Here is a 20,152-nt window from a genome sequence, read left to right as displayed (position 1 = left end):
GCTGGACTTCCCCAAGATTCCCCAAGGCTTTCCGATAGAAAGCTGACTTGCCCGGGCCACCCAAGCGCCCGGGTTTTTTCTTGGCGAAAGAAGGCGTTTCGAAATCGCTTACCAGCACAAATCCTAGGGCCGCACCACGACTTCAACGCGCCGGTTGGCCTTTCGGCCTTCTTCGGTCGCGTTGCTTTTGCGTGGCGCAAGGAACCCGATCCCGCGCGCACTCATCTGTTCGGCGTTGACGCCGTAGTCATTGCTAAGCGCTTCAAGCACCGCCTGCGCCCGCTCTTGCGAAAGCGCGATATTGCGATCGAGGTCTCCCTCGCTATCGGTATGCCCAACGAGAACAACCCGCCGCGTCTCATCGGCCAAAAGCCATGCCGCCAACGCTTCAAGCGTTTCGAACGGCCCCTCTCCTAGCTCTGACGCCCCGGTCTTGAAGGTCAGTCCCGCCAGAACCGCCGCACCGCGCGCCTCAAGCGCCTGCGCCAGCGGCCCCGCCCCGGATCCGGTCACATGCCCCACCTGCGGCACCTCTCCCGGCGCCGGTGCCGGTGCAAGCGTCAATGGCGCCCCCGCTCCCGGCGAGACGCGCATGATCTGCACCATCGCTGCAAGCACCGTCTGGCTGATCATGATACCAACCGCCTCATCCCCATCGGTGCGCTGCGCCGAAATGAAATGGTAATCGGCGAGATCGACAAACATGCTTGGCGGCGGCAACACTTCGACCGCGAAACGGAAATCGAACCCTCCGCAACGTTGCGAGATACAGTTGAGAACAATCTCATAACCCTGCGCAACAAGCTGTTCTTCGATGCTGCGCGCAATGGCCGCCGTCTTGTCCGAAAGCCCTGGAATACGCCAGCTTCGCCGCGTCACCCGCCCCTCAACCGTCTCGAGCGGAACTGCGCTCCCGTCAAAGACACCAATCGGCAGGCGATACGCCCCGTCCTCTACGATCTCCGCGGCAAGGGGTTCTGCGCCCTCCGGCAAGGACGCATCAAATGCCGCCGCCATACTCGGCACAAGTAGAACGCATATGGCGGCGAAACGGATCATCTGTGCTGGGCGTGGTATTCGTCGTTGGGGCGCATATCCGTCGCCGAGGCGACACGGTTGGACATATTGAAGAACCCCGTGACATTCGCAATGTCCCAGATGTCGCGGTCGGTGAACCCTAGATCGCGCAGCGCTTGACGGTCCCCTTCGGTGACCGCGCTGCTTTCCTTGGTGATCTTCTCCGCAAAGCCGAGCATCGCGCGCTGGCGATCATCTAGACGCGCGGCCTTCCAATTCATCACCATCAACTCGCCAAGCACCGGATCGCCCGAAAGCTCGCGCACCGCCGCGCCATGCGCAGTAAGGCAATAGAAACACTTGTTGATCGAGGACACGACAACGGCGATCATCTCCCGCTCAAGCTTGCTGAGGTTGCTCTCGCCAAGCATGATATCGTTATAGAGCGCCGTGAATGCGTTGAGCTTATTGATATCAAACGCATGCGCCTTGAGCACATTCGGCACCATGCCAAGCTTCTCGTCACAGATATCAAAATACTTCTGCGTCGCCTCCGGCAACGGATCGACCATCGGCAGATCAAGCGCCGTGGGCTGGTCTGACTGACTCATAATTCCTCCCTTTCAGTCCGACAAAATGCGGTAGTGATACTGTCCCACAACCGTCATGCCGAGGGAAGCATAGAGCCCATTTGCCGCTGCGTTCTCATTGGTGCAAATAACCGAAAGCGTGTGCCCGCCATTATCGAGCGTCCAATAGGCCGCCCGCCGCATGAGCCACCGCCCCACCCCCTGACGGCGTTGGAACGGCAGGATTTCCACAGCGTGCACCATGCTGATCCCTTTGTGCATGGCGCAGAAACTCGCGCCCGCCGGCTTGTCGCGCCATCGGCTGACAAACCCGGTCTTCGGCTTGCAGGCTCGGAACATCACGTCAATCCGCGCCTCGTCGATCCCGCCCGCGGCCCAGATTTCGCGCATGATCTGCAACGGTTCCCACGCTTGGATCGCCGCCGTGCGTGGCGGCAGTTCGGTGGCAATATCCTCCGCCTTGGCCGCATACATGGTCACCGGGTCAATGACCTCATAGCCGCGCGCCGCAAGCGCCGCATCAAGCGCCTCATCTCCCGCGCGCACCTGAAATAGCGCCCCCTGGCCCAGCGCCCGCATCGCTGCTTCCGCCGCCGCGATATCCGCCTCTTCAAAAGGACCGGAACAGGTCGCCGCCGAGACCCGCTTGCCGCCGCCCTTGCCTTCACGAATACGGAACGGCCCGCACTCCGACACCGCCGCTGCGGGCCATGTCGCGTCGATCACGTCATAAAGCTCGGTTGCGCTCGGAAGGCTCATGCGAACATCTCCGCCAGTCTGGTCATCGCCGCATCAATCTGCGCTCCGTCCGTCCCCCGGATCACGATATTCGCCCCATATGCCCCGTCCTTCTGATATGGATACGACCCGATGGACAGGTCCGGATAGGCCTCCGCCAAAGCGCGCAGCGGCCCGGCAATCTCGCCTTCGCCCCGCTCAATCCGAAGACTCTGTGACAAGAGCGGCTTGCCCCCGGTCAACGTCGGCAACACACTCGCCACCATCGCCTGAAACACCGCTGGCACCCCTGCCATCACATGCACGTTCTCGATCGTGAAACCCGGCGCGATGGACACAGGGTTTTCGATCAACACCGCACTATCCGGGATCCGCGCCATCCGTTGACGCGCCTCATTGAACTCCATGCCCTGCCGCTCGTAATGCGCCGCGAGAAGCGCGCGCGCATCGTCGCGCACACTGATCCCCTGCCCAAAGGCCTCGGCCATACAATCGGCGGTGATATCATCATGGGTCGGCCCGATGCCGCCGCTCGTGAACACATGGTCATAAAGGTTCGCCAACTCGCGCACCGCGTAGACGATATCGCCCCGGTCGTCGCCAACGATCCGCACCTGCGCAAGGTCGATCCCGAGCTTGGAAAGCTCACAGGCAAGGAAATGCATGTTGCTGTCACGCGTGCGCCCCGAAAGGATTTCATCACCGATGACAAGCATCGCCGCCGTGGGGTTGGACATGAAAAGTGCCTCCTTGCCAGATGTCACCTGCATCTATAGGCCCCTGCCCATGCGCTTTCAAACCCCCCTTGTGCCAGCGGTGCTGATCCGCCGCTACAAACGCTTCCTCGCCGATGCCCGGCTCGAGGACGGGCGCGAGATCACGGCCCATTGCGCCAACCCCGGCTCGATGATGGGGCTCGCCACCCCCGGAAGCCGAATTTGGCTCGAACCTAATGATGACCCGAAGAAAAAGCTCAAATACGGCTGGCGGCTCGTCGAACATGCTGATGGTCACTATACCGGGGTCGACACCTCCGTGCCCAACCGCGCTCTGAAGTCCGCTCTGCGCGCCCATGCCATTCCGGAACTCGCCGACTACCCGCTCGTGCGCCCCGAGGTGAAATACGGCGAAAAAAGCCGAATTGATTTCCTCCTTTCCGGTGACGGCAAGCCCGACCTCTATGTCGAGGTCAAGAGCGTCACCCTCTCGCGCCGCCCCGGTCTTGCCGAGTTCCCCGACAGTGTGACCGCGCGCGGTGCCAAACACCTGAGCGAGCTTCAGGCGATGATCGCAGAGGGTCACCGCGCCATGATGCTCTACCTCGTGCAACGGACCGATGCCACGTCCGTGACCCTCGCCGCCGATATCGACCCGGCCTACGCCGCCGCCTTTGACGCCGCCCGTGCCGCAGGGGTCGAGGTTCTGGCCTATGGCTGCCGCATCTCTCCACAGGAAATCGAGATCGGCGCGCCGCTCGCATTTCATCGCTGAGGCGCCACTTCCTCTTGCCAGAAATATCCTGGGGTGAATTGGCCCAACGGGCCAAGAGGGGCAAAGCCCCTGCCCCCTCTGGCATCCGGGCGCATTTCGACGTAAATAGCGCGGGAAAAGATACAAACGGAGCACCGGGCAGATGATCGGCAAAGGGCACCAGACCCGCGACGGGATCAGGATTCACCAAGACGCGGATTTCGCAGGCATGCACAAGGCCGGCGAACTGGCCGCGCGTATCCTCGACGAAATCGCAGAGCATATCTTCCCGGGCCAGACCACGGGCGAGATCGACCGCCTGATCGAAGAGAAAGTCGACGCCGCGGGCGCGACATCCGCCACCATCGGCTATCGCGGCTATCAACACGCCTCCTGCATTTCCGTGAACCATGTGGTCTGTCATGGCATTCCCGGCGACAAAAAGCTCAAGGATGGTGACATTCTGAATATCGACGTGACCGTGATCGTCGATGGCTGGTTCGGCGACACCTCGCGCATGTATGTCGCGGGCAAGCTCAACCGCAAAGCCGAGCGCCTGATCCAAGTGACCCACGATTCCCTGATGAAAGGGATCGAAGCCGTGAAACCCGGCAACACTTTTGGCGACATCGGCCACGCCATCCAAAGCTTTGTTGAAGGCCATCGCATGTCTGTGGTGCGCGATTTCTGCGGCCACGGCCTCGGCCGTGTGTTCCACGCGCCGCCCAACGTCCTGCACTATGGTCGCGCGGGCACGGGACCGACGCTCGAAGAAGGCATGTTCTTCACCATCGAACCGATGGTCAATCTCGGTCGTCCCGAAACCAAGGTGCTCGCCGATGACTGGACCGCAGTGACCCGTGACAAGTCGCTTTCGGCCCAGTTCGAGCATTCCGTCGGCGTCACGGCGACCGGCGTGGAAATTTTTACGCTCTCACCGGCCGGAAAATTTCATCCGACCTACGGCTGATCTTCTGCGCTGCGGGGCGGATCAGGACGCATTTTCCGCCTTTGCTTTACGTAGGGGAAGTTTTACCGAATTTTCCCACACGGTCAAAAATTATCATGATTTTTCAGGGCATTATCGTGGGTGAAAATCGCCTGCGACCCTGAGAACCATTTGAATCGAGAAGACGCATCTCGTATATACCTCCCACGCCGCGGTGCAGAGATGCGCCGATCTGACGTTCATAACCAAAAGGAGGCTCGCGCGATGTTCCACTTCAAGTCCGCAGCCCTCGCCGCCCTACTCGGGCTGACCGCAACCACAAGCTTCGCACAGGAAGTCACTCTACGCTTCCAGCATTTCGTCTCACCGAAATCCGCGAACCCGAAATACTTCATCGAGCCTTGGGCCGAGAAGGTCGAGAAAGACTCAGGCGGCCGCATCAAGGTCGAGATCTATCCCTTCATGCAACTGGGCGGCAAAGCGCCGAGCCAGTATGACCTGATCCGCGATGGCGCGATCGACGGTGGCTGGGTCATCCCCGGCTACCAGCCCGGTCGCTTCCCCGAGGCCGAGGCCATGGAAATGCCCTTCCTCGTGACCAAATCCGCCGAGGAAGCCTCCAAGGCTGCATGGCTCTATACGCAAAAGCACCTGATGGACGACTTCAAGGATGTCCATGTCATCGCCGCCCACATGCACGGCCGTGGCCTCGTGCACAAGAAAGGCCCCGCCGTCGCAGCGGTTGGCGACTTTTCCGGCCTCAAGCTGCGTGGCCCCTCGCGCCCGGCAACGCTGCTGCTGAAAAAGCTCGGTGCAACGCCCATCGGTATGCCCGTGCCCGCCTTCCCCGAAGCGCTTTCCAAGGGCGTGGTCGATGGCGGCGTCATCACATGGGAAATGTCGCCCTCGCTCAAGCTCGACGAGCTGACCGATAGCCACACCGACGTGGCTGGCGACAAGTCGCTCTACAACCTCTATTTCATCTGGGCGATGAACAAAGAGAAATACGAGAGCCTCCCCGATGATCTCAAGGCCGTGATCGACGCCAACTCTGGCTTCTTCGCCTCTGCTTGGGCCGGACGCGCCCACGATACTGGCGACAAAGAAGGCAAGCAGGTCATGACCGATGCGGGCAACGAGATCGCCACGCTGAGCGAGGCCGAGACGGACCGCATCAAGACCCTCGGAGACGAGGTTATCGCGGAATGGATTGCCGATGTGACCAAAAAAGGCCTCGATGGGGCCGCGCTTATCGACGACGCCCGCGCCGCCGTGCAAGTGACGCGCGACGTCTCGGGTCGCGAATACTGATCGCGCCGCATATCCCGAAAGAAAAGGCCGCTCCCCGAGCGGCCTTTTTGGTCTCCGGCCTCAAGACCGTTTTTCAAAGAAGATCGTGACCTCGCCAAGCCGGACACCCGCCTTCGACATATAGGCCTTATTGAGCACCCGCCCGTCTTCCATGAGCCACATCCAGTCATCGAATTTGACACGGATCGTCTCGCCGCTCGCACGCGGCAGGTCGATCACATAGGACCAGTTGAACGTATCGCCCCGTTCCTCGCCACGCGCCACGCCCTGCACACCTTCCGCCGTGCCTTCCCAAGTCTCGTCGCCGGTCTTGGTGAGCCGCCAGACGCGCGTTTCCTTGCCGCCATCGTCATAGCGGAACCTCTCCGTGAGCGTGAGAACCTCGCCGTCCCACTCTCCGTCAATCGTAACCTTGAACCGCCGCTGCACCGATCCGAACCGGTCCATGAACTGGCCATAGGCGACGCTCTGCCCCTCGAAATAGCGTTCGAGATCGAACTCTCGGTCGCTCAGGCTCTCATCGTCAAGCGACGGCGACCCGCAGGCGGCCAATCCGGTCAGAAGGGCAGTGGCAAGAGCAAAACGGCGCATAGACATCTCCTTTGAACTTTCCCGGAATACGGTCCACCCCGCGCTTTGGATGACTTTCCCCCGCCTGTCTCTTCTCTTGCCTGATCGTCCGCCTTGCCCTAAAGCGCCCCCATGCTCGACGATCTTGACGATATTCATCCGCTCTTTCATGGCGCGCCTTCCTCGGCGGGCTTTAAGAAGCTGCGCAAACGCATCGTGCGCCAGACACGCGAAGCGATTGACCAATATGGCATGATTGAACGCGACGGGAAAAAACAGAAATGGCTCGTCTGCCTTTCCGGTGGCAAGGATAGCTACACGCTCCTCGCTGTGCTGCACGAATTGAAATGGCGCGGCCTCTTGCCCGTCGATCTCCTCGCCTGCAACCTCGATCAGGGCCAGCCCGGCTTCCCGGCCACCGTTCTGCCCGAATTCCTCGAGAGAATGGGCGTTGAACACCGGATCGAGTATCAAGACACCTATTCCATTGTGAAGGACAAGGTGCCAGCGGGCCGAACCTATTGTGCGCTCTGCTCGCGCCTGCGCCGCGGAAACCTCTACCGCATTGCCCGTGAAGAGGGCTGTTCGGCGGTCGTGCTCGGCCATCACCGCGACGACATCCTCGAAACCTTCTTCATGAACCTCTTTCATGGTGGGCGCCTCGCCACCATGCCGCCGAAACTCGTCAATGAAGAGGGCGATCTCTTTCTCTACCGCCCGCTCGCCCACGTGGCCGAAGCTGATTGCGAGAAATTTGCCACCGCGATGAACTACCCGATCATCCCCTGCGATCTCTGCGGCTCACAGGACGGGCTTCAGCGCCAGCAGGTAAAACAGATTCTCGACCAATGGGAAAAGAACTCCCCCGGTCGCCGTCAGGTCATGTTCCGGTCTCTGATGAATATCCGCCCCTCCCATATGCTCGACCCGAAACTCTTTGATTTCGCGGGGCTGGCGCTGGGGTCGGAAAAATTTGAACAAATTGACACGGAAATTCCGAAGCTGCGTTAACGGCTGCCTTACAGACCCTCCCCTAGCCTGCGAGCGATGTTTGCAGGGGACGAACCATGTATGCGCTGAGTTGGTTGAGGATGACCTCCCGCTATTTTCAGGTGCTCGCACCGCTGATCGCGATCTGCGGCTATCTGTGGGGTGGGGAAATCTGGCTCCTTGCGGTGCTCGCGCTTTTGCCGCTGGCGGGTTTTCTGGCCGCGCCGCTGGCCAACGCCCGGCCCCACGGCCTCGAACCGCAACAGCGCGATATGCTGACCGGAGTGTTGACGCGTGACGGCTTCGAGAATCAGGTGCGCGCGACCTTTGCGGCCTCTGAAACCGGCCAACACGCAAGCGCGATCCTCCTTCTGGAACTCAACGGGTTTGCCGATATACGCGCCCGTCATGGAGAGGCGGCGGCGGATGCCGTCCTGAAACAGGCTGCGTTGCGCATCCGCGCCGCGTTGCGGCAGGATGATATCCTCGCAAGGGTCGGTGAGGCCCGCATGGGCGTCTGCCTCGCACCCGCCCCCTCTCTCGACGACGAGGCCTGCCTGCAACTTGCCGCCCGGCTTCAGACTGCGCTGGAAGAGCCGGTTGCCCTGCCGATGGCCTCGATCCTGCCGGGCTGGACGATTGGCCTGCACCGCGCATCTCTCAGAACCGAGGCGGCCGAGCCTGCAATCGATTGCGCTGCACAGGCGCTCGAGGACGCTCTGCGGGTTGGCCCCTCTGCGCTCCGCCTGTTTACACCTGCCCTTGGCCGTCGCGCCACGCGCCAGCGTCAGATCGCGCTGGATGCGGGCCATGCGCTCGATCGCGATCAGATCGAAGCCTGGTTTCAGCCACAGATTTCAACTGATACCGGCGATATCTCCGGCTTCGAGGCGCTGGCGCGTTGGCGCCACCCGCGCCTCGGCCTCGTGCCGCCCTATGATTTCCTCCCCCTCCTGCAGAAATCCGGCCAATCCGAACGGCTTTCCGATCGCATGCTGCATCTCGCGCTTGCCGCTTTGCGCGATTGGGACGCGGCGGGGCTGCACGTGCCGGGAATCGGTGTCAACTTTGCTGCCGAAGACCTCTCCAACCCGGCCCTGCCGGACAAGATCGCCTGGACGCTTGACCGATTCGACCTCACACCGGGGCGGCTATCGGTCGAAATCCTCGAATCCGTCGCCGCTGGCCCCGGTGACAGCATCGTGATCGAGACCGTCAACCGCCTCGCGGCGATGGGATGCGCCATCGACCTCGATGATTTCGGCACCGGTCACACGTCGATCAGCGCGATGCGCCGCCTCGCCGTGTCGCGTCTCAAGATCGACCGTTCCTTCGTGACACATGTCGATTTGGACGGTGAACAACGCCGCATGGTTGCTGCGATCCTGACGATGTGTGAACGGCTTGGCCTCGAAACCGTCGCCGAGGGCGTTGAAACGCCGGGCGAACATGCCATGCTCGCCCAGCTTGGCTGTACCCATGTGCAGGGATTTGGAATCGCCCGCCCCATGCCGCTTGAGGAAACGGCCGAATGGATCGCCGCGCACCGCGCCGCCCTTACCGCCCCTCCGGCCATCGGTCGCAGCACTGGCTGATCGCCTCTGGCTGGCGTCAAACCCGCCGATTCCCCATAATCCGCTTGACCTTTGCCCCACACCTCTGTTGAACCCTCCCAAAGTTTCAAGGAACAGGTGTCTTCGGCAATGGACGATCAGAACAAGAACCTCATCCTCGCGACCGTGCTGAGCTTCGTCGTGATTTTGGTATGGTTTGTCATGTTTCCCCCCCCCGAAGAGCCGGTGGTCGACCCCAACGCCCCGGCCGTGACGAGTCAGGCCGACACGCCTCAAGCGCCCCCCGTCGCCAATCCGAGCGCGACAACCGGGGATCAGGCCGCCGCCTCTCCCGACGTGACCGCCCTCGCCGAGGCGCCGCGGATCAAGATCGAAACCGCACGCCTGTCCGGCTCGATTTCGCTTCTGGGTGGCCGCATCGACGACCTGCATCTCGATGACTATCGCGAAACCCTTGACCCCGGCGCGCCGACGGTGACTTTCCTCGCCCCCCGTGGTGAACAGGATGCCTTCTACGCGCTTTATGGCTGGGCGCCCGGCGCAGGCCTGTCGCTTGATGCGGTGCCTGGTGCCAACACCGAATGGACCGCCGCCGCCGACGCGACCTTGACCGAGGACAGCCCGGTCACCCTCACATGGGACAACGGCGCTGGCCTGACCTTCCGCCGCACCATCTCGGTCGATGAAAACTACATGTTCTCCATCGACCAAAGCGTCGAGAACACCGGCGCGGGCACCGTATCGCTCGCCCCGTATGGCATCCTCGCCCGCCATGGCGAACCGACCGACCTCAAGAACTTCTTCATCCTGCACGAGGGCGTCGTCGGCATGGCCGATGGCGAACTGTCGGAAGTCGATTATGACGAGATCACCGACTTTGCCTTTGACCAGCGTGAAGGCGCCAAGGCCGAAGTCACCCCGGTAACGGAAAACGGCTGGATCGGCTTTACCGATCATTACTGGATGGCAACCCTCATCCCGACCCAGAACAGCCCCTTCAAATCCGTCGTCAAATACGATGACCGCCGCGACATCTACCAGACCGAAGCCGTCATGCCGACCGTGACCCTCGCCGCTGGCGAGACCGTCTCTGTCGACAGCCAGCTTTTCGCCGGTGCCAAGGAATGGGCCACGATCCGCGAATACGAAAAGGACGGTGTGACCGGCTTCCTCGACTCGATCGACTGGGGCTGGTTCTTCTTCCTGACCAAGCCGATCTTCGCGACCCTGCATTGGCTGAACTCGCTGATCGGCAACATGGGCTGGGCGATCATCGGCCTGACCGTGATCCTCAAGATCATCGTCTTCCCGCTGGCCTATAAATCCTATGCCTCCATGGCCAAGATGAAAGAGCTTCAACCGCAAATGGAGAAGCTCAAAGAAGCCGCGGGCGACGACCGTCAGAAGATGCAGCAATCCATGATGGAGCTCTACAAGAAGGAAAAGGTGAACCCGGCCTCGGGCTGTCTGCCGATCCTGATCCAGATCCCCATCTTCTTCTCGCTCTACAAGGTGATCTTCGTAACGCTCGAATTGCGTCACGCGCCTTGGCTTGGCTGGATCACGGACCTTTCCGCCCCGGACCCGTCCTCGATCCTGAACCTCTTCGGCCTGCTGCCCTTTGCAGCGCCCGATCCCGGCTCCTTCCTCGCCATCATCAGCCTCGGCATCCTGCCGATCCTGCTCGGGATTTCCATGTGGCTTCAGCAGAAGCTGAACCCGGCGCCCACCGACCAGACGCAGGCGATGATCTTTGCGTGGATGCCATGGGTCTTCATGTTCATGCTCGGCAGCTTTGCCTCGGGCTTGGTTCTCTACTGGATCACCAACAACGTGATTACCTTCACCCAGCAATACCTCATCATGCGCAGCCACGGGTATAAGCCCGATGTCTTCGGCAACATCAAATCGAGCTTCTCGCGCAGCAAGAAGACCGACGCGAAATGACCGCGCGTGTCGCGGCCCTCTGGCGACACCCGATCAAGTCGCACGGGCGGGAATCCCTCTCGCACGTGCATCTTGAACAAGGGCAGACCATGCCCTGGGACCGTCGCTGGGCCGTGGCACATGAGGACGCCAAGATTGTTGATATGGCAGCTTGGGCACCGTGCCAGAACTTCTCGCGCGGGGCCAAGGCACCGCGCCTGATGGCGATCAACGCGTCGGTCGATGAGACCAGCGGGACAGTGACCCTGAGCCACCCGCACCGCCCAGACCTGCGCTTTGACCCCGACACCGATCAGGCCGCCTTCCTCGACTGGGTGCGCCCTCTGATGCCGGAGAACCGCTCGGCCTCCGCAAAGCTCTTGCGCCCGACACAGAACGGCATGACCGACACGGATTTTCCTTCGGTGAGCCTTCTGAACCTCGCCTCTAACGACGCGCTCTCTTCGGCAATGGGCGGTGCGCCGCTATCGATGCTGCGTTGGCGCGGCAATATCCACCTCGAGGGCCTCGCCCCGTGGGAGGAACAGGGCTGGCTCGGCAAGCGCCTGCGCATCGGCACCGTCGAATTTGAAGTGCGCGAAGAGATCGTGCGCTGCCTTGCGACGACCGCAAACCCCAAGACGGGCGAACGCGATGCCGATACACTCGGCGCGCTCAACGCAACCTTCGGTCATCAGAATTTCGGCGTCTATGCCGTGGTGACGCAATCCGGTGACATCGCGCTTGGCGATCGCCTAGAGGTGCTCTGATGCAGCTTCCCTTCCCCATCGCCGAAGAGCCGGATGAAATCAGCCGCGAGAAGGGCCGCAAGCTCTTTGCCGGAAGCAACGCCGACTTTCTCAAGGGCGTCGTCGCCATGTCCGGCCTGCCGCCCGATGACCGGATCGAGGTCTGCTTTGCCGGGCGCTCAAACGTTGGCAAATCCTCCCTCATCAACGCGCTGACCGGCCGCACCCGCCTCGCGCGGGCCTCCAACACGCCGGGCCGCACGCAAGAGATCAACTACTTCACGCTGGCGGATGATCACTATCTCGTCGACCTCCCCGGCTATGGCTATGCCAATGCCCCGCTCGACGTGATCGCCAAGTGGCAGAAGCTGCTCAAGCAATATCTCTCCGGCCGCGCGACCCTGCGGCGCGCATTCGTCCTCATCGACGCGCGCCACGGGATCAAGGACGTGGACGAGGAAATCATGTCCCTCCTCGATAGCTCCGCCGTGACCTTTCAGGCGGTGCTGACCAAGGCCGACAAGGTCAAGCTGAAGGACCGCGAAAAGGTGCTCGCTCAGGTGCGCGAGAAACTCGCCAAACACCCCGCCGCCTTCCCCGAGATCGTCCTGACCTCGTCCGAAAAAGGCGACGGCCTGCCGACCCTGCGCGCCATCATCGCCAACCTCATCTAGCGCTTTTTCTGAACCAGTCTTCGGCAACGCCCAGCGCGCGGTGCCCCCTCGATTCGCGCAACGCACGCCGCCTTAGACCGGGTCTTGGCCGAACCGGCACAGACGCAATACCGACGTAATACCGACGTGATACCGAAGGACAGTTTTCCTCCGAAATCAGCGCGTTAACCCTGATTCGCCTAGACGTGCTGCGCGCCGTTGACTTCGATCTCCGCCCCCGAGATATACGAGCTCTCATCCGAGCACAGGAAGTAAATCGCCGAGGCCACTTCCTCGGGCTGACCAAGGCGTTGGAGCGGCAGTTTCTCGACGATCTTGTCCGTGCCGGGACTAAGGATCGCGGTCTCGACTTCCCCCGGTGCAATGGCGTTGACGCGAACCCCTAAGGGCCCGAAATCATGGGCCATTTCTCGGGTGAGCGCCGCAAGCGCCGCCTTTGATGTGGCATAGGCCGCGCCGGCAAACGGGTGCACCCGGCTGCCTGCAATCGAGGTGATGTTGACAACCGATCCTTTCGCCGCCGCCAGCTCGTCCTTGAGCCCGCGCGCCAACACCACGGAGGCGAAGAAATTGACGTGGAACACCTGCCCCCATGTCATCAGATCGGTGTTGAGAGTATTGAGCCGCTCTCCTTCCGGCCCCTTCGGCGACACACCGGCGTTATTGACCAACGCATCCAACCTCCCACCGAGCATTTCTTGAAGGATTCCAATGGCATTGACCGTATCCGCGGCATCCGACAGGTCGAGCATGAGGTGGTTTTCGGGGCTCGCAAATGGGCATTCCGGCGCACAGGGCGTGCGCGACACGGTGACGACCCGCCAGCCTTCGCGATTGAACCGCCGCACCGTCGCGTGGCCGATCCCCCGGCTCGCGCCCGTGATAAGGAGCGTCTTCTGTGAATCGGCCATGTCACACCTCTCTCTGCCCTCCCAAGTCCTGCGCCAAACCGCATCAAAGGGCAATGGCTCTTGGCAGCCAAGGCCCAAAGGGCTAACACATTTGCCCAAGAGGATCTCAGACATGAAGAAGCAAGACATGAACCGCGACTGGATCGCAACCGCCCGCACACTCTCTCAGGCGCTCCCCTACCTGCAGCGCTACTCCGGCGCTATCGTCGTCATCAAGCTCGGCGGTCACGCCATGGGCAGCGACGAGGCGATGGAAGAATTCGCCCGCGATGTGGTTCTCATGCGACAGGTTGGGGTCAATCCGGTGATCGTCCATGGCGGCGGTCCGATGATCAACGCGATGTTGGAACGTCTTGATATCAAATCCGATTTCGTCAACGGCAAACGGGTCACCGATGCCGCAACGGTCGAAGTGGTCGAGATGGTGCTGTCCGGCATCGTCAACAAGCGTATCGTGCAAGCGATCAATGGTCAGGGGGGCAAGGCCGTCGGCCTTTCGGGCAAGGACGCGAACCTCATGATTTGCGACCAGACCAATCCCGACCTTGGTTTCGTCGGCACGCCATCCGAAATGGATCCCGATATCCTGCACGAGCTTTTCGCCCATGACACGATCCCCGTGATCGCCCCCCTTGGTGCGGGCCGTGATGGCGAAACCTTCAACGTCAATGGCGACACTGCCGCCGGGGCCATCGCCGCCGCGCTCAATGCCGACCGGTTGCTTCTTCTGACGGATGTCGCTGGTGTCAAAGACAAGACCGGAGATGTCATCACCGAGCTCAAGGCCCAGCAAATCCGCGATCTTATCGAAGACGGCACCATCGCGGGCGGCATGATCCCCAAGACCGAAACCGCCCTCTATGCAATTGATGGCGGAGTGCGCGCCGTGGTCATCCTTGATGGTCGCGCGCCTCATGCCTGCTTGCTCGAACTCTATACCGAGCACGGTGCCGGGTCGCTCATTCGTGCGGACTGAGTGATGCAGTATCGCGGACGCTCATGAACTACGAGACGCTGAAATCCGCCGCGAACGCGCTACACCTCGATATCTTGGGCGGGTTTCATCCGGCGCTGGACGACACCGATCTAGATGGATTCGGCACCCTGCTTATGCTCGGCCCGCTCGAGCCCGCCTTCTGGACCCATTTCAAGACCCAGAAAGAGTATCTCGACGGCGGCCCGAACCCGGTTGATCGCTGGTCCTCGCGGGTCGTCACCGCACTGGCAACCGCACTTGGCGGGCACCCGTTCTTTCCCTATTCCGGCCCGCCCTACATGCCGTTCTATCAGTGGGCGCTGCGCACCGAACGGTGCCATAGCTCTCCTGTAAACCTTCTCGTGCATGATCGTGCTGGTCTGTTCGTGTCGTTCCGCGGCGCGCTCGCCCTGCGCCAGCATGTCGAGCTACCCGATTCGCCGCCCTCGCCTTGCGAAACATGCCCGGATCGCCCCTGTATCAGCGCCTGCCCCGTCGATGCCTTTGCATCCGGGAGCTACGATGTCGCCGCTTGCCGCAAGGTCATCCGCGATGACGGCCCCGCGTGCTGCCTAACGCGCGGCTGTGCAGTTCGGCGCGCTTGTCCGGCGTCACAAGGCTATGGCAGACTGGAAGAGCAATCGTCTTACCATATGCGAGTCTTCCTCGAAAATGACCCTTAGACTGATCCTCATGCGGCATGCGAAATCGAGCTGGAGACAGACCGACCTTGCCGATCATGAACGCACCCTGAACCAGCGGGGCCGCGACTCGGCCGATGCCATCGGCGACTGGCTGCGCAAGAATGACTATGCGCCAGACACTGTCTTGAGCTCGTCTTCTGAACGCACGCGCGAAACCTATGCTCACCTGCGGGTCGACGCCAAGCCGACCTACACCCGCAAGCTCTATCTCGCCCCCGCCACGGCCATGCTCGACTGCCTCCGCGAGGCGTCGGGCGACACGGTTCTGATGCTTGGCCATAACCCCGGCATTGGCGAATTTGCAGAGCGACTGGCCAAGAAAATCCCAGAGCATTCGCGTTTTCTCGACTATCCGACCTGCGCAACGACAGTATTTGAATTCAAGGTCGATCGCTGGCAGGATATTCAACTCGGCAAGGGCAAGGTCCGCGCCTTCATCGTCCCGCGCGAGTTGCTCTAACCAAAAGCAAAGAGCCCCGCACTTGGCGGGGCACTTTTTATTCTCACGCAGCCGCGCTTAGTGCCCGAGGATCTGGCTCAGGAAAAGCTTGGTGCGGTCGCTCTTCGGGTTATTGAAGAACTCTTCCGGCTCGTTCTGCTCCACGATCTGACCCTCATCCATAAAGATCACGCGGTTCGCGACTTGCCGTGCAAAGCCCATCTCATGCGTCACACAGAGCATCGTCATCCCCTCTTCCGCGAGCTCAATCATGGTGTCGAGCACCTCTTTGATCATCTCCGGGTCGAGCGCCGAAGTCGGCTCGTCAAAGAGCATGATACGGGGCTTCATACAGAGCGAGCGCGCAATCGCCACACGCTGCTGTTGCCCGCCCGAAAGCTGGCCGGGATACTTGTGCGCCTGATCCGGAATTTTCACCTTCTCAAGATAGTGCATCGCCGTTTCCTCGGCTTCCTTCTTGGGTGTCTTACGAACCCAAATCGGCGCCAACGTGCAGTTCTCAAGGATCGTCAGGTGCGGGAAAAGGTTGAAGTGCTGAAAGCACATGCCAACTTCCGACCGGATCTTGTCGATGTTCTTGAGATCGTTGGTAAGCTCCGTGCCATCGACGACAATACTGCCCGACTGATGCTCCTCGAGGCGGTTGATACAGCGGATCAACGTCGACTTGCCCGAGCCCGACGGGCCACAGATCACGATCCGCTCGCCCGAGTTGACGGTTAGGTTGATGTCGCGCAGCACGTGGAACGTACCGTACCACTTGTTCATCGCGTTGATTTCAATGGCTATATCGCTGCCCACTTGCATTTTGGAGCGGTCGATATCGCGTTCAGACATAAGTTCAGACATTTGCAGAACTCCTTAGCGGTGGTCGGTGGCAAGGCGACGCTCGAGCCACTGAGAATATTGAGAGATGCCGTAGCAGACGATGAAGAAAAGCAGGGCCGCAAAGCCAAGCAATTCCCAATAGACGCCGTTCCATTCCGTAGAAGCGAGGATCGGCCCGCGGATCATACCGACAAGGTCGAACATCGAGATCACCGAGACGAGCGTGGTATCTTTAAAAAGACCCACGGCCACATTCACGATGCCCGGAATGGAGATCTTGAGCGCCTGCGGCAGGATGATGAGACGCATCGCCTGCGGGTAGGCAAGGCCGATGCTGTCCGCGGCCTCGTACTGCCCTTTGGGAAGGGCCGCGAGACCGCCACGGATCACCTCTGCGATATAGGCAGAGGCAAACATCGTGATCATGATGACCACACGCAGGAACAGGTCCACCGTGCTCTCTGGCGGGAAGAAGTAGGACAACATCACCGATGCCACGAAGAGCAGCGTGATAAGCGGCACGCCCCTCACGAACTCAATGAAGATCACACAGACCCACTTGATAAGCGGCATGTCCGACTGACGCCCGAGGGCAAGCACGATCCCGATCGGCAGCGAGAGCGACACGCAGGTCGCGCCCAGCATCAGGTTGAGCATGAACCCACCTAGATCACGGCTTGGCACCGAGGACAGGAAAGCGTTTTCCGACGCGGATTCCGGGATCAATGCCCCGCCTCCGAGCCAGACAACAAAGGCCGCGATCACCGCCCCGAAGAAGCCGATGGCAAAACTGCCCTTGCTGAAGGTCTGAAAGACCATGCCCGCCACGACGAAGCCGAGAAGTGCGATCAGCGGCACAAAGATCGTCCCGCCCCAGATCAACCAATAGGCGAGAAACGGATAGATCGCTGTAAAGATAAGAAGCTTGCGCGGCAGGTCGAAGAACAGAACCGGCGCTGCGGCAACGATCATGAACAGAAGTGCCAAGTTCGGGCGCCAATACTCATCCACGGGGTATTTGAACCCATAGAGCAACTGGTTCCAGCGCTCCGTCAGGACCGAGAAACACGCCCCGGTCTCACCGTTCAGAACCTCCCGGCATTGTGCGAGACTGGACGTCGTCCAGACCCCGTTCAACATCCAGGGCATGGTGTTCTTGAGAACGAGAAAGATCACGTAGAGCGAAACGATCGTCAGGATGGAGTTGGGAATATTCGAGAACAGGTTCTCTCGCAGCCATTTGACCGCCCCTGTTTCGCGTGCAGGCGGTGGCGAGGGCGGGATGGTGCCCTCTGCCACGAAAGCCACGGAATTCGTTGATTGATCACTCATGGCTTAGCGCTCCTTCAGCTTGACGGACGCGTTATAGGCATTCATCCCAAGCGAGATCAGCAACGACGCCGTCAGGTAGAACAACATCAACAGCAAAACACTCTCAATCGCGCGGCCCGTCTGGTTGAGCGTGATCCCACCAAGCGTCGCGGTGATGTCGGCATAGCCCACGGCAATCGCCAGCGAAGAGTTCTTGGTAATGTTGAGATACTGCGAGATCAGCGGCGGGATGATGACCCGAAGCGCCTGCGGCAGAACCACAAGGTTCATGACACGACGCGGCCGTAGCCCAAGCGCGGCGGCGGCTTCGGTCTGCCCCTTGGAAATCGCTTGGATCCCGGCACGCACGTTCTCTGCGATAAATGCGCCCGTGTAGATCGAAAGCGCGAACCAAAGCGCGATCAACGGTCCACCGATCTTGATACCGCCACGGAAGTTGAAGCCTTTCAACTCCGGGGTTTCCCAACTCAGACCCATGATGAGCATGAGAACAAGGAAAGGCACAAGCCAGGTCGCAAGAAGCGGCAAGAGCGTCTTGGGACGAATGCCCGTCGCTTCCTGTTTTACCGTGGCCCAATGATTGATGCGATGCGCAACGAACCAAGAAAGGGCAAATCCAGCCAGTACCAAAAGCCAGTTCATCGTCGGGCTTGCGAAAATCCCGTTCTCGAACCAAGGCATCGGGATATAGACGCCGCGGTTCGTGAAGGCGAAAGAGCTAAACAGCATGCTCGCCGCCGGATCATCGCCGCGGAAGGCTCGTGGTCCGGGTAGAACCGCGGTCATGATCGTAAAGATGATGATGATCCAGATCAGGACCGGGATATTGCGGAAGATCTCGACATAGCCGGCCATCAGCTTGGACACCAACCAGTTGTTGGACAAACGCAATACGCCGGCGATCACGCCGAAGATCGTTGCGGTCACACAGGCCAGGAAGGCGACAAGTACAGTATTGAGCAGGCCAACCAAGGCAGCCCGCGCGTGGGTTGACTGGCTGTCGTACTCAACGAGACGTTGGTTGATGTCATATCCGGAAGGGTCGCCAAGGAAATCGAAGGCGATGTTCAGCCCGGCGGCACGCAGGTTCTGTATCAGGTTGTTCCCTAGGTACCAGATACAAAGCGCAAGGACGACGGCTGTGATTGCTTGAAACGTGAGTGAACGATACCGGGTATCGTAGATCAGCATAGATAGCCGGAACGACTCCTTGTGAGGGTCGGTCGTTGTTGTCATCTGAGATGTTCCCCGTTGTTCGGCCTTATTTTCAAAGGTGGCTTTTGTGCCGTTGGCCGATCTGTATGGAAAATCGAAGGGGCGCGAAGTTGCCTCCGCGCCCCTCCAATGTCGTTCTTAGCGGAAGGGCGGCGAGTAGAGCAGGCCGCCATTCGTCCACTGGGCGTTCAGCCCGCGTGCGAGGCCAACCGGGGTTTCTTCGCCGATGTTCTTGGCAAAGAGTTCACCATAGTTGCCGCCTGCTGCGATTGCGCGCTTGGCCCAATCTGCGTCAAGGCCGAGCATCTCGCCGAGCGAACCTTCGGTGCCCATCATACGGTTGATTTCCGGGTTGTTCGTGCCCTTGGCCATCTCTTCGAGGTTGGCCGAGGTGATGCCGAGCTCTTCAGACGCGATGAGCGCATTGAGGGTCCAGCGCACAACGTCGCCCCACTCATTGTCGCCGTGGCGCACGAGCGGGCCAAGCGGCTCCTTCGAGATAATTTCCGGAAGAACGGCGTGCTCGCCCGGGTTCTCGAAGGTCGCACGGGTGGCTGCGAGGCCGGATGCGTCGGTGGTGAAGACGTCGCAAGCACCGGCAAGGTACTGCTGCTGTGCTTCTGCGTTGGTTTCGATCGGAACCGGCTCATAGCTGATGTTGTTGGCGCGGAAGAAGTCCGCAAGGTTCAGCTCGGTGGTGGTGCCGGTCTGGATGCAGACGGTGGCGCCGTCGAGTTCCTTGGCCGAGCTCACGCCGAGCTCTTTCGGAACCATGAAGCCCTGACCGTCGTAGTAGTTCACACCAACGAATTCGAACTTGAGGTCGACGTCGCGCGAGAAGGTCCAGGTGGTGTTACGAGCCAGCATGTCGATCTCACCCGAAGCCAGCGCGGTGAAGCGGGTCTTACCGGTGGTCGGTACAAACTCGACGGCTGTCGGGTCGCCAAGAACAGCAGCTGCAACAGCGCGGCAGACGCCAACGTCAAAGCCATCCCAGTTGCCGTTCGCATCCGGCGCCGCAAAGCCGACGAGACCAGTGGTCACGCCACAGTTCAGCTTGCCGCGTGCTTTCACGTCGTCCAGCGTACCTGCAGCGGCTGCGCCTGCTGCGAGACCGGCTACGGTCAGTGCGCCAAGAATAACGGATTTTTTCATGTTTACCTCTTCC

21 protein-coding genes are annotated in these 20,152 nt (G+C 60.6%); 11 read left to right on the top strand and 10 right to left on the bottom strand.

From position 1 onward, the window contains the following. Positions 1–123 precede the first annotated feature (123 nt). The 4 genes from R1W01_RS00315 to R1W01_RS00300 are packed head-to-tail and all read right to left on the bottom strand — an operon-like array spanning position 124 to position 3,082. The gene (locus R1W01_RS00315) at positions 124–1,017 is read right to left on the bottom strand and encodes an OmpA family protein (protein ID WP_317275001.1); all 894 of its coding nucleotides are present in this window, start codon (positions 1,015–1,017) and stop codon (positions 124–126) included. Positions 1,018–1,055: 38 nt separating this feature from the next. Next, entirely contained in the window at positions 1,056–1,628 is a 573-nt protein-coding gene (locus R1W01_RS00310; RefSeq protein ID WP_243611499.1) for a peroxidase-related enzyme, read from the bottom strand. Positions 1,629–1,640: 12 nt separating this feature from the next. Continuing rightward, positions 1,641–2,366 carry a GNAT family N-acetyltransferase gene (locus R1W01_RS00305; protein WP_243611500.1) on the bottom strand — a complete coding sequence of 242 codons (726 nt, stop codon included), beginning with the start codon at positions 2,364–2,366 and terminating at the stop codon, positions 1,641–1,643. Next, positions 2,363–3,082, bottom strand: a complete 720-nt coding sequence (locus tag R1W01_RS00300) for a competence/damage-inducible protein A (RefSeq protein ID WP_297756557.1) — start codon at positions 3,080–3,082, stop codon at positions 2,363–2,365. The genes R1W01_RS00305 and R1W01_RS00300 overlap by 4 nt, the downstream gene beginning before the upstream one ends. A 49-nt stretch (positions 3,083–3,131) precedes the next feature. On the opposite strand from R1W01_RS00300, the gene sfsA reads away from it, so the two are divergent. From sfsA to R1W01_RS00285, 3 genes are all read left to right on the top strand, one after another. Further along, the gene (gene sfsA, locus R1W01_RS00295) at positions 3,132–3,836 is read left to right on the top strand and encodes a DNA/RNA nuclease SfsA (RefSeq protein WP_297756558.1); all 705 of its coding nucleotides are present in this window, start codon (positions 3,132–3,134) and stop codon (positions 3,834–3,836) included. 142 nt (positions 3,837–3,978) lie between these two features. Further along, positions 3,979–4,785, top strand: coding sequence for a type I methionyl aminopeptidase (map, locus tag R1W01_RS00290; RefSeq protein WP_243611503.1), 807 nt, complete (start codon positions 3,979–3,981; stop codon positions 4,783–4,785). Between the two features lie 243 nt (positions 4,786–5,028). Then, a complete protein-coding gene (locus R1W01_RS00285; protein ID WP_243611504.1) occupies positions 5,029–6,075 on the top strand; it encodes a TRAP transporter substrate-binding protein in 1,047 nt (348 codons plus the stop codon). A gap of 60 nt (positions 6,076–6,135) precedes the next feature. Here R1W01_RS00285 and R1W01_RS00280 read toward each other — a convergent pair whose 3' ends face one another. Continuing rightward, positions 6,136–6,672 (bottom strand): DUF3833 domain-containing protein, encoded by a 537-nt coding sequence (locus R1W01_RS00280; protein ID WP_411028128.1) that lies wholly within the window; start codon positions 6,670–6,672, stop codon positions 6,136–6,138. Positions 6,673–6,777: 105 nt separating this feature from the next. On the opposite strand from R1W01_RS00280, the gene ttcA reads away from it, so the two are divergent. From ttcA to yihA, 5 genes are all read left to right on the top strand, one after another. Beyond that, the gene (ttcA, locus tag R1W01_RS00275) at positions 6,778–7,656 is read left to right on the top strand and encodes a tRNA 2-thiocytidine(32) synthetase TtcA (protein WP_297756560.1); all 879 of its coding nucleotides are present in this window, start codon (positions 6,778–6,780) and stop codon (positions 7,654–7,656) included. Positions 7,657–7,712: 56 nt separating this feature from the next. Beyond that, on the top strand, positions 7,713–9,230 hold the full coding sequence (locus tag R1W01_RS00270; protein WP_297756561.1) for a putative bifunctional diguanylate cyclase/phosphodiesterase: 1,518 nt from the start codon (positions 7,713–7,715) through the stop codon (positions 9,228–9,230). A 108-nt stretch (positions 9,231–9,338) separates the two neighbouring features. Then, positions 9,339–11,156 (top strand): membrane protein insertase YidC, encoded by a 1,818-nt coding sequence (yidC, locus tag R1W01_RS00265; protein ID WP_297756562.1) that lies wholly within the window; start codon positions 9,339–9,341, stop codon positions 11,154–11,156. Continuing rightward, positions 11,153–11,905, top strand: coding sequence for an MOSC domain-containing protein (locus R1W01_RS00260; protein ID WP_297756563.1), 753 nt, complete (start codon positions 11,153–11,155; stop codon positions 11,903–11,905). Before yidC ends, R1W01_RS00260 begins: the two co-directional genes overlap by 4 nt. Further along, positions 11,905–12,558: a ribosome biogenesis GTP-binding protein YihA/YsxC gene (gene yihA / locus R1W01_RS00255; RefSeq protein ID WP_243611510.1), complete on the top strand. Its 654-nt coding sequence runs from the start codon at positions 11,905–11,907 to the stop codon at positions 12,556–12,558. Before R1W01_RS00260 ends, yihA begins: the two co-directional genes overlap by 1 nt. A 179-nt stretch (positions 12,559–12,737) precedes the next feature. On the opposite strand, the gene R1W01_RS00250 is transcribed toward yihA, so the two are convergent. Further along, positions 12,738–13,469 carry an SDR family NAD(P)-dependent oxidoreductase gene (locus tag R1W01_RS00250; RefSeq protein WP_243611511.1) on the bottom strand — a complete coding sequence of 244 codons (732 nt, stop codon included), beginning with the start codon at positions 13,467–13,469 and terminating at the stop codon, positions 12,738–12,740. A gap of 112 nt (positions 13,470–13,581) precedes the next feature. Between R1W01_RS00250 and argB the strand changes: the two genes are divergently transcribed. The 3 genes from argB to R1W01_RS00235 are packed head-to-tail and all read left to right on the top strand — an operon-like array spanning position 13,582 to position 15,609. Continuing rightward, a complete protein-coding gene (gene argB, locus R1W01_RS00245) occupies positions 13,582–14,445 on the top strand; it encodes an acetylglutamate kinase (protein ID WP_243611512.1) in 864 nt (287 codons plus the stop codon). Between the two features lie 23 nt (positions 14,446–14,468). After that, positions 14,469–15,128 (top strand): ferredoxin, encoded by a 660-nt coding sequence (locus R1W01_RS00240; RefSeq protein WP_297756565.1) that lies wholly within the window; start codon positions 14,469–14,471, stop codon positions 15,126–15,128. Next, a complete protein-coding gene (locus R1W01_RS00235; RefSeq protein ID WP_297756566.1) occupies positions 15,118–15,609 on the top strand; it encodes a SixA phosphatase family protein in 492 nt (163 codons plus the stop codon). The genes R1W01_RS00240 and R1W01_RS00235 overlap by 11 nt, the downstream gene beginning before the upstream one ends. A 57-nt stretch (positions 15,610–15,666) precedes the next feature. Here the strand turns inward: R1W01_RS00235 and R1W01_RS00230 are convergent, their stop codons facing one another. From R1W01_RS00230 to R1W01_RS00215, 4 genes are all read right to left on the bottom strand, one after another. After that, positions 15,667–16,458, bottom strand: a complete 792-nt coding sequence (locus R1W01_RS00230) for an amino acid ABC transporter ATP-binding protein (RefSeq protein WP_279391695.1) — start codon at positions 16,456–16,458, stop codon at positions 15,667–15,669. A 12-nt stretch (positions 16,459–16,470) separates the two neighbouring features. Next, a complete protein-coding gene (locus R1W01_RS00225; RefSeq protein WP_243611515.1) occupies positions 16,471–17,769 on the bottom strand; it encodes an amino acid ABC transporter permease in 1,299 nt (432 codons plus the stop codon). A gap of 3 nt (positions 17,770–17,772) precedes the next feature. Further along, positions 17,773–19,005: an amino acid ABC transporter permease gene (locus R1W01_RS00220; RefSeq protein ID WP_243611516.1), complete on the bottom strand. Its 1,233-nt coding sequence runs from the start codon at positions 19,003–19,005 to the stop codon at positions 17,773–17,775. Positions 19,006–19,122: 117 nt separating this feature from the next. Next, complete coding sequence (locus tag R1W01_RS00215) at positions 19,123–20,139, bottom strand: amino acid ABC transporter substrate-binding protein (RefSeq protein ID WP_243611517.1); 1,017 nt, start codon at positions 20,137–20,139, stop codon at positions 19,123–19,125. Between the last annotated feature and the right edge of the window lie 13 nt (positions 20,140–20,152).

The organism is Shimia sp. FJ5 (assembly GCF_032918335.1).
In the GTDB taxonomy this organism is placed as follows: domain Bacteria; phylum Pseudomonadota; class Alphaproteobacteria; order Rhodobacterales; family Rhodobacteraceae; genus Shimia; species Shimia aestuarii_A.
Note: the sequence above shows the minus strand (reverse complement) of the source record. Positions and strands in the feature narration are given on the sequence as shown.